Source organism: Alkalihalobacillus deserti, assembly GCF_020734105.1.
Taxonomy (GTDB): Bacteria; Bacillota; Bacilli; order Bacillales; family Bacillaceae_D; genus Halalkalibacter; species Halalkalibacter deserti.
Map to the genome: position 1 here is coordinate 1 of NZ_JAJAFR010000042.1, position 9,014 is coordinate 9,014.

Sequence of the window (9,014 nt, forward strand, 5' to 3'; positions counted from 1 at the left end):
TATGTTGTCTCGCACGCTCCTCAATGATGCTCCGACGATAACGAACGAGTTCCCGTAATTCTCGTTGGTTTCGATCAGGAATAAAACTAGCTTTTAATAATCCATGAAGAAGCAGTTTCGCAATCCATTCGGCATCATTTACATCAGATTTACGACCTGGAACAGCTTTGATGTGTTGGGCATTGACCACTAAAAACACAATGTCTTCACTTTCAAGTAAATTCACAATGGGCTTCCAATATACACTCGTACTCTCCATGGCAACGTGTGTACATCCGTGTTCTTTAATGCAGTCTACTAGTTTCAACAAAAACACTGTTTTCGTTGAAAAAATGATTGAATCTCCTTTCCTTTTGGTGTGAGAATACATGCAGTAATAGAGTCTTTATGAACATCCATACCACATGCTCGTTCAATGATTACATCCATTGTAATCTTCCTTTCTACGACTTAATATGGAGGCTGGTGCAACAACCAGAATAGGATTAATCTACCATGAGTGCTTCCGCAAGGGAGCAACAGTCAGTGGTGCACCGTGCTCGAAGGAGTCAGACTAACGGATGGGCTCTACTAGCGCCATAGTGTATCGACCTTCCTCTCCCAGCCGTAGAATCAGTATTGACGGTTTTTAACCATTTTCATTCTCTGTGGTGCAGCGCCGATTTTGCGCTGAATGGCTAACGGGTAGCGATTGCGGAACAAGAGCAGATGCTTTTTCACTAACGAAGCAGTATAATTTAACAATGAATTAATCCAATTTTAACCAATAGGTATGGTATAAAGTTATAATTGTTAAAAAGGAGGGCTATATTCTGAGTACATTTAGGTATAAAAAAGTCGTTATCATGTTATTGCTAGTTATCTTTCTTGTATTTTCTTTTTTTACTATTCGTTTTTATATGGCTTATGGGGATTCACTTGAAAATAAAGAAGAAGTCGTTTCAGTAACGGAAGAAAGTGATTTTGAAACTTTAAAAAGCAAAGACGTAAATACACTTAAAAAAATTGGTTTTAGCGAAAGGGAAATAAACGCTCTTCAAGAAGTTAATTTGGAGCCATTAACTTTTAGTGATTTCATTAGTTTATTAGAGTTTCATGATAATAAGGCAGTAAAACTTGAAGATTTAATACCAAGTAAAATCATTCAACATCATGAAACAACGGAAGGCGATGTTGTTACTATTAATGTAAAACCATTTGAAATGGTCTATTTCAATGAAGAGGGTGGAATAAGTAAAACTTTTTACACCAAACTTCATTACGCAGTAGATATTAAAAAGCCGATGATATTTCAATCAAGAGACGAATTTAAAGTAAATTTTAATAATTGGTATTCTTTATTTGAGTATGCAAAACTTCATTACATTTCATCAAGTGGAGAAGTATATGAAGATTATATAACAAGAGAAAAAACAAATTCTGGTGATGTTCCATTTGAATTTGACGTAAAACAAAAAATACACGGGATGTTTATTATTTATCAGGCATCTCAGGTATTTCTATTATAAAAAGTCCACATGATATATCTCTTTATGGAGAATACAACCACAAACAATTCATGACAAATAGTGTACTAGGGAAGCATTGGTCAGATTGGAACTGGGACTTTAATTAAATAAACGACAGCAATGTTGAAATAACAATAGCATCGCTGACCTTGTTCGGCTTATGGGGAGATTAGTGCAAGATGCCATAAAAACATTGCTATAATCAAATTATATCTAATAACCACTAAATGGAGGGTATGTACATGACTAAACACGAAGGACCCCCAAGTACACCGCGTTGGGTAAAAGTCTTTTTGATAATTGTTATTGTTTTGGTTCTATTATTCGTAATTTTAAAAATTTTAGGCATAGGTGGTGAGCATGGTCCAAGTCGTCACCTATCGTTTAATGGTTTTGGTTACTATATTTCATTAGTAGAACAAGGAGTGTACAAGTCATGGTGATGACACCTCGCATCCGAAAGTTCGTTCTTATTCTACATATCATTTCTACGATTGGCTGGATTGGAGCTATCGCTTGTTTTCTTGTTCTTGCCATTGTTGGTTTGAATAGTCAAGATGTTCAGGTGGTCAGTGCCTCTTATCTATCGATGGAGTTGACTGCTAGGTTAGTCATTGTTCCGTTGAGTATAATTTCTTTGGTGAGCGGACTTATACAATCGTTTGGTACAAAGTGGGGCTTGTTCAGTCATTATTGGGTTTTGATAAAATTTTCGTTAACGGTATTTGCAGCTATTGTCTTGTATTTGCAACTGGAACCAATTAGTTATATTGCAGGTATAGATGCAGAGACGATATTATCTAGTTCTAATTTACGCGGGGGAAGGATGTCACTTGTTGTCCACGCTGTTGGCGGAATAGTGGTGTTGCTTGTAGTCACAACGTTATCGGTATACAAACCTCGTGGCATGACTCGTTACGGGTGGCGAAAGCAGAACAAATATAAGGAATGAATAGTAAGGTGAGTGACTCAGTTTGTTTGTATAAATAAGAAATAGTTTTTACTACTAACTACCATGAAAATAAAACTTCTGTGAATTAGTGAAAAGACAATACTAAAGAAGACGTAGCTCATTCGTTTTTAAAAAAAGCGGAGAGCGCCAAATTCATGAATCTATGGACTACATTGACTGGATTAATAATTAGTATAGACAGTTCCGAACCATTTTCATTCTCTGTGGTGAAGCGCTAATTTTTGCGCTTCATGGATGGCTAACGGGTAGCTTATGTTGCAATAGTTAATTAACTTAAGACAAAAAAACGTCCAAGTATGAACGTCTTTTGTTTTAAGCTTAGAAAATAACTATTAGATGCATTTTGTTACCCAATGATCACTCTCTCTTTTGGATAATGATAGTGCTCATCCGCGAGCTTTCCTCTAATAATAAATAAGAATGCAAATACACCGATACGACCAACAAACATTAAGAAGATGATCGTTAATTTACCAGCAGTGCTTAGATCAGGAGTGATTCCCATTGATAAACCTGTTGTCCCAAATGCCGAGCAAACCTCAAAAATAATCGCGGTTAAAGGAAATGGTTCAATATAAGCTAGGAATATAACAGCCGATGCAGTAAGCATAATCGCTACACTAATGACTATAAAAGACTTTAGCATATCTTCCTGATCAATTTCTCTTCCAAATACTTTAATTGAACTTCTTCCTCGAGCAAAAGTAAAAATAGTCAAAATGATAATCGCAAAAGTAGTGGTTCGAATTCCTCCACCTACACTGCTTGGGGACGCCCCAATAAACATGAGTGCGCTCAAGAATAACTGTGTGGGTATATAAAATTCTGCCACATCCATTGTAGCCAATCCACCATTTCTGGTTGTTACAGATTGGAATAGGGCATAAAAAAACGTCTCATGCCATGATTTATCTAGGAAAAAATGATTCCTTTCTAATAAAAGGATCCCAAGAAACCCAATCAGAACAAGTAACCCAAACGTTGTGGTTGTTAACTTTGTATAAAGGGAAAAACGTTTATTAAATGGCTTTTTCTTTGCCATTAAAAACTCTTTTAATTCAATAAGTACAGGGAAACCGATCGCACCTAATACCAATAAAATCATATTAACAAATTGGACAAAATAATCATGAGCAAAGGGCACTAATGAACTTCCTGTAATGTCAAAACCAGCATTGGTAGTGGCGCTTACTGATGCAAAGAAACCTTGGATAAATGCTTCTTGCCAAGTCGGGAAATGTTGCAGGAAGTGTATACTAAGAATTAGTGCACCAACAGCTTCAATCGCTAGAATCATGATCAAAATTTGTTTCATGACCATAACTAATCCTGCCATTTCTCCACGGTTTTGATCCGTCATAATCAATTGTCTTTCTCTTAATCCAATCTTTCGACGGAAGAGCATCCAGACAAATGTTCCTAATGTCATAATACCAATTCCACCAAATTGTAAAACAAAAGCAAGAATAAATGTTCCAGGAACACTAAAGGTTTCTGCGGTAGAGACAACCGTTAGTCCTGTTACACTAACCGCACTTACAGCGGTGAATAAAGCCTCTATAAAACCCCACTCTGTTCCAGGATTACGTGCAAAAGGCAAACTAAATAAACTCATTGCAATGATTACCGCCGAAACATAGTACAAAACAATAATTTGAACAGCTGAAAGGTGACTTAAATGCTCTTTTATTTTTGCCATATACAAAAACCCTCTTTAATATTTTTTACGTTCATACTTGTTATCTATATTCCTTCATCTTCAAAGCGTTTTAAGTCATTCTTATGTCCGATGACAATAAGAAGATCCTTTTCAAGGATGACTTCTTCAGGCATAGGGGATACATTCACATCCTCACCCCGTTTAATGGCTAAAATGGTACAACCATAGTTAGCTCGGATGTTTAAATCTATAAGTGACTTATTATGAACTTTATTCGTTGCTAATAACTCAACGATGCTATATTCATTCGATAATTCAATATAATCTACAATTTTCTCAGAAGTTAAATGTTGTGCAATTCGAACCCCCATATCGTGTTCTGGATGAATAATTCGGTCAGCTCCAATTTTTTCTACAACTTTATGATGATAGATATTTTGGGCTTTTACCCAAACATTTGGAACCTTCATTTCTTTTAATACGAGTGTGGTCAATATGCTTGATTGAATGTTATCTCCAATTGCGACGATGACATATTCAAAATTTCGAATCCCTAGAGATTGTAACGCTTTTTCATCGGTGGAGTCTGCAATGACAGCATGAGTCGAGAATTGTGCAAATTCATTCACCTTATGATCTCTAATATCTATCGCCAAAACTTGGTGTCCCATTCTATACAACTCTTTACAAACACTACCTCCAAAACGACCTAAACCAATAACAGCAAACTGTTTCTTTTTATCTACCACTGCAAACTTCTCCTTTTTTCTCCAAATAAAAAAGACCATCACAAAGAATGGTCCCAAAAGAACCTTCTCTTTCATAACGCTTACGAGGTTAGCTGTCGGATTAGGGACTAAGAGTATCCCCTCTTACTAAGTAAGATTCACCCCAAGATGGCAAATTACCCATCTAAAATGGTTCCCCCGCTCAAAAAAGTGATTAAGCGAATAAAGGTTTAATATATATTCTTAACTAATAGAGAATTTACTCCTCTTTATGGAACTTGTCAATTATATTTTTTTAACGAACATCCATGATCTTTTCATATGATTCCTTACTACAAATGACGTAAAGATCTGCTTCAGTTGGGATGCGCTCGTCCAATTTGGACAGAATGTTAAAATTGTTTCTATCAGAGATTAAATTTACTCCTAGCTTCTTTAAATCTTCAAAAGCATCATTGTACGTTTCCCAAATTTGTTTTTTTGTTATTTTGCGTATATCTACGCCGCTTCTTCTACTTAGGAGTTCCATAATCAGTTTACTAGATCCTTTATCAACGGCAGCTTTTGCCATAAGGTTAGATGAAGCCTCACTCGCCATAATAAACTCATCTACATTCGCATGCTCAGAATTTGAAATATGCTTCTCCTTGAGAATCTCCACAATCGTATAGATCTCTTTCTTCATCTCTACTGCATAACTCTCAATGGATGAAACGATCAACAATGATTGTCCATCTGCCGTGACAGGATTAAACTCCCTATCTCCCGTGAAAACTAAAACAGCTTTCGCTTCTAGGACATTAGCTTTTTCTAATGTTTCTATATCTGTTGGATCACCTTGTATAAAAGAAAATCTTTCATTCTCCATGGGTGCTTTTTCTAATGCAGCGATAACCAGAATTTTGGCTTGTTCATCAATTTACATTATTTCATTCATAATACAATCCCGAAAAGTCAAATTGAACTTTTACAGAAATCATTCTTTGATTTATTCACGCAATATAAGTTTTTTGAAGATACAATTAGTAAGTATAAGGACTTTAACGATGAATATAAAAAGTTTGAGGAAACAAGAAAGTTATTATTACAAGTAGTTAATTAAGAACTTAGCTTATTGCATTAACGGATGCGTTCCTGCAATAAGCAGCAGGTTAGTGCAAGAAAAAAATTACCATAAATTAGTTGGTTATATGTTAACATTTAGTTATTGATGTACGACTTTTTAATATAAGGGGGGAATATAGATTTGATGATTAATGGAGTAAATGAAGTAGTTTTGGGAGAAATGATAAAACATTATTTAGTTATAGGACTTATCATTGTACTTGTAATTTCGTTTACCTTTTTTATAATTAAACGCTCAGGTTTAAATTTAATCAAAAAATACTTTATAATTGGTGCTTCATCTATATTTGTTGTCTTATTTGTTTTACAGTCTTTCGGTTATAATTTTTTCATCATCATTAGTTTAATTGAATGGACAACAAAATTTATTTTTCCTTGGATTGTTTTGTATTGGCTAATAAGAGCAATAAAAACATTAGAGAAAAGAAAATAAAATTTTCTTATTTAAATTTAAGATATATGGGATAAATTAGGAGTAGTCGCTGTAGCAACTCCTTCTTGTGCTAACGGAGCAGGTTAGTGAAAGAAACGATTACAAATGATAAGTTGAAATTTCATTAAAAGTGTAAAAAAATCTTGAGTAAAAACACTCAAGATTTTTTGTTTACATGTTTTTTTATTTTAATATAATGTAACATTTACATTTTAACTACGTCTAAATATTGAGTGTCATAAAAGGGGGATCGATTGTGTCAAATGAAAAACAAAGAGAAGCAGATATTTGTGAATGGTATGAGAGGTATGGGGATGCTATTTTAAAATACATACTCGTAATGATACAAGATTATCAACAAGCAGAGGATTTGACTCAGGAAACATTTCTTAAAGCTTACAGGTTCTATGATTCTTTTAAACATCAATCATCGAGAAAAACATGGCTGTTTAGTGTGGCTCGTAATACTACTATCGATTATGTAAGGAGAAGAAAACCTCTTCAGTTAATCAAAGAATTATTATTAATTTCAAGAAAAGATGAAGCACCCTTACCTGAAGAATTAGTGCTAATAAAGGAAAATGTACTGGACATTTATCAGGTATTAGGGAAAATGAAACCCAAATATAAAGAAGTCATTATCCTTAGAAAAATCAAAGGATTCACCATAAGAGAAACAGCCGAAATATTAGATTGGTCAGAAGGAAAAGTTCGAACAACCTTATTTCGAGCAATGTCAGAACTTCAAACTCGACTGATTAAGGAGGGATTTCTAAATGAAAAGACCATTTGATAACGAGTCGGATATCATCCATAGTTTGAAAACAATGGATGACGAACTGTATTGGAACCAAAGCCGAAAACAACAATTGGGTGAATCGATTAAAAAAGATATACGTAAAACTTATCATTATAAAAAAATCAAAAGGAATATGGTTTACTTAACAAGCTTGGCTGCATTTGTAACCATTCTATTCATCGGGTATCAATCAACTCCTTCATATATTACCAATCCTAATGCTGATGGTTCTCATGAATTTATAGCAAGTACAGAAAAGCATGAAAATGATGCTGATACAAAAGAAACTATTCAAGGGCTTGAAGATGCACAAGAACAAGTTTCGTTTAAGATTATTTTACCTGAATTAGATTTAATACCTTCATCAATAAGAGAAGAGAGTTCAATTCTGGTAAGAAATTTCGGTGTTGATTATGTTGGAGAAAATAATGAAAACCTAGAAGAATTAAAGGGAGTACGAACAATATTTGGAATAGAAAGGAAATATATTTCAATTAGCCAAACTTTTGATACTGGCAGACCACCAGATATTAATGGGTTAGAATTATTAGATATTACAGGTGCTGAAGCATATCTAAAACCTTCAGAGTTCGGGGGACCGAGTAGAGTTTATCTTTGGAAAGATGATCAGTATTTTAACATCAGTGCAGTTGAAGTATCTGATGAAGAGTTAGTTAATATTGCTCGATCTATTGCTAGTAGTAAATAACAAATGAAGATTAATGTATCCAAGAATGGAGTTAGCGAATTTTAATACTTGTTGTTTAATGAAACGGTGCTTGAATGGTTTTATGAGTTGTGCTGCGACAATGCTTTTTGTGCTAACGAGCAGAATACTTTAATAATTGAATATACATTAGGGACACTATCACGTAAGAAGTACATACGAAATGAGGTAGTGTATATGAAGTGTTTGCTACGAGCCTTAGTGGCTTTTATTTTAATTTCAATTGTACCAATGGTGGTTCAAGCAGAAGAGGTAAAATACAATCATAAAAGTATTACTATTTCTGAAATCAAAGAAGAAGTTGACTTTAACGTTCTTTCTCCAAAACAAGTACCTGATGACTGGACCTTAGAAATTAAGACGTATCCTTCAGGTGAAAATGATATTATATCTAATTTTAGATTACATTACATGGATAAAAATGATAAGTATCTAATGGTTGGTATCGAAGAAAGAGAAGCGACATCTAAGGGAATTGAAGCGAAGAAACTAAATGCAGAAGAGATAAATATAAATGGTAATATTGCCTATTTTCAAGGATGGGCTAACGAAGGCGAATTAGATAGTAAAAGTAAAGAGATTACAGGTGGTAAACTTTCTTGGGTGCAAGAAGGAACTTGTATAGAAATGGACAGTTCGAATATCACAAAGGATAAGATGATAGAAATTGCAAGGTCAATGAAATAGGCTTATTAAGGGGGCTTGAGCGAAAGAGTGGGAGCTGTCGTCACGGCAGCTCCTTTGGCTTATTGCACTAACGATTGTTTAAGAAGAGTAAATATTGTGTCCCTAGAGCTGGTCAAAGGAGTTGTAACCGCAACTCTTTTTTATTTTAATTTTACTCAGCAGGAATTTTTTGATAATAAAAAGTGAACCGAAATAATTGTTTTTGGTAATAAGTAAGTGAGGGGGGAAAACGTATGGATGATAAAAAGTAAGCCCCCATTCAAACAACGCATATAAATACGCAGCGCCTCCTGGTACGATACATGTATTAAATAAAGGAGGTGCTTTTCTTATGCCCCAACAAAAATTAGCGATCGTCCCCGTTACACTGCACG

The 9,014-nt window shown here is 34.5% G+C and carries 12 protein-coding genes, 1 pseudogene and 1 riboswitch; of the genes and pseudogenes, 8 read left to right on the forward strand and 5 right to left on the reverse strand.

Annotated features, from left to right (window positions below):
• Positions 1-429: pseudogene (locus LDX58_RS25010) on the reverse strand (IS110 family transposase); the annotation flags it as partial.
• 416 nt (positions 430-845) lie between these two features.
• Here LDX58_RS25010 and LDX58_RS25015 point away from each other — a divergent pair.
• The 3 genes from LDX58_RS25015 (at position 846) to LDX58_RS25025 (ending at position 2,460) form a co-directional block, all read left to right on the forward strand.
• Complete coding sequence (locus LDX58_RS25015) at positions 846-1,508, forward strand: hypothetical protein (protein ID WP_227940376.1); 663 nt, start codon at positions 846-848, stop codon at positions 1,506-1,508.
• Between the two features lie 242 nt (positions 1,509-1,750).
• A complete protein-coding gene (locus LDX58_RS25020) occupies positions 1,751-1,951 on the forward strand; it encodes a hypothetical protein (protein ID WP_227940377.1) in 201 nt (66 codons plus the stop codon).
• Positions 1,945-2,460 (forward strand): DUF2269 domain-containing protein, encoded by a 516-nt coding sequence (locus LDX58_RS25025; RefSeq protein WP_227940378.1) that lies wholly within the window; start codon positions 1,945-1,947, stop codon positions 2,458-2,460. Before LDX58_RS25020 ends, LDX58_RS25025 begins: the two co-directional genes overlap by 7 nt.
• A 367-nt stretch (positions 2,461-2,827) precedes the next feature.
• Here the strand turns inward: LDX58_RS25025 and LDX58_RS25030 are convergent, their stop codons facing one another.
• From LDX58_RS25030 to LDX58_RS25040, 3 genes are all read right to left on the reverse strand, one after another.
• Positions 2,828-4,180: a TrkH family potassium uptake protein gene (locus LDX58_RS25030; protein WP_227940379.1), complete on the reverse strand. Its 1,353-nt coding sequence runs from the start codon at positions 4,178-4,180 to the stop codon at positions 2,828-2,830.
• 44 nt (positions 4,181-4,224) lie between these two features.
• Positions 4,225-4,929 (reverse strand): potassium channel family protein, encoded by a 705-nt coding sequence (locus tag LDX58_RS25035; protein WP_227940386.1) that lies wholly within the window; start codon positions 4,927-4,929, stop codon positions 4,225-4,227.
• A 22-nt stretch (positions 4,930-4,951) separates the two neighbouring features.
• Positions 4,952-5,100: riboswitch (cyclic di-AMP (ydaO/yuaA leader) on the reverse strand.
• Between the two features lie 64 nt (positions 5,101-5,164).
• Positions 5,165-5,737 carry an NAD-binding protein gene (locus tag LDX58_RS25040; protein ID WP_227940380.1) on the reverse strand — a complete coding sequence of 191 codons (573 nt, stop codon included), beginning with the start codon at positions 5,735-5,737 and terminating at the stop codon, positions 5,165-5,167.
• A gap of 39 nt (positions 5,738-5,776) precedes the next feature.
• On the opposite strand from LDX58_RS25040, the gene LDX58_RS26925 reads away from it, so the two are divergent.
• The 5 genes from LDX58_RS26925 (at position 5,777) to LDX58_RS25065 (ending at position 8,640) form a co-directional block, all read left to right on the forward strand.
• Complete coding sequence (locus LDX58_RS26925) at positions 5,777-5,971, forward strand: YxiJ family protein (RefSeq protein WP_227940381.1); 195 nt, start codon at positions 5,777-5,779, stop codon at positions 5,969-5,971.
• Between the two features lie 147 nt (positions 5,972-6,118).
• Positions 6,119-6,427 carry a hypothetical protein gene (locus tag LDX58_RS25050; protein ID WP_227940387.1) on the forward strand — a complete coding sequence of 103 codons (309 nt, stop codon included), beginning with the start codon at positions 6,119-6,121 and terminating at the stop codon, positions 6,425-6,427.
• A gap of 256 nt (positions 6,428-6,683) precedes the next feature.
• Positions 6,684-7,220 (forward strand): RNA polymerase sigma factor, encoded by a 537-nt coding sequence (locus LDX58_RS25055; RefSeq protein WP_227940382.1) that lies wholly within the window; start codon positions 6,684-6,686, stop codon positions 7,218-7,220.
• A complete protein-coding gene (locus LDX58_RS25060) occupies positions 7,204-7,935 on the forward strand; it encodes a hypothetical protein (protein ID WP_227940383.1) in 732 nt (243 codons plus the stop codon). The genes LDX58_RS25055 and LDX58_RS25060 overlap by 17 nt, the downstream gene beginning before the upstream one ends.
• Before the next feature lie 195 nt (positions 7,936-8,130).
• Positions 8,131-8,640: a DUF4367 domain-containing protein gene (locus LDX58_RS25065; RefSeq protein ID WP_227940384.1), complete on the forward strand. Its 510-nt coding sequence runs from the start codon at positions 8,131-8,133 to the stop codon at positions 8,638-8,640.
• Between the two features lie 102 nt (positions 8,641-8,742).
• On the opposite strand, the gene LDX58_RS25070 is transcribed toward LDX58_RS25065, so the two are convergent.
• On the reverse strand, positions 8,743-9,014 hold a 272-nt coding region (locus LDX58_RS25070), incomplete at its 5' end, for a hypothetical protein (protein WP_227940385.1).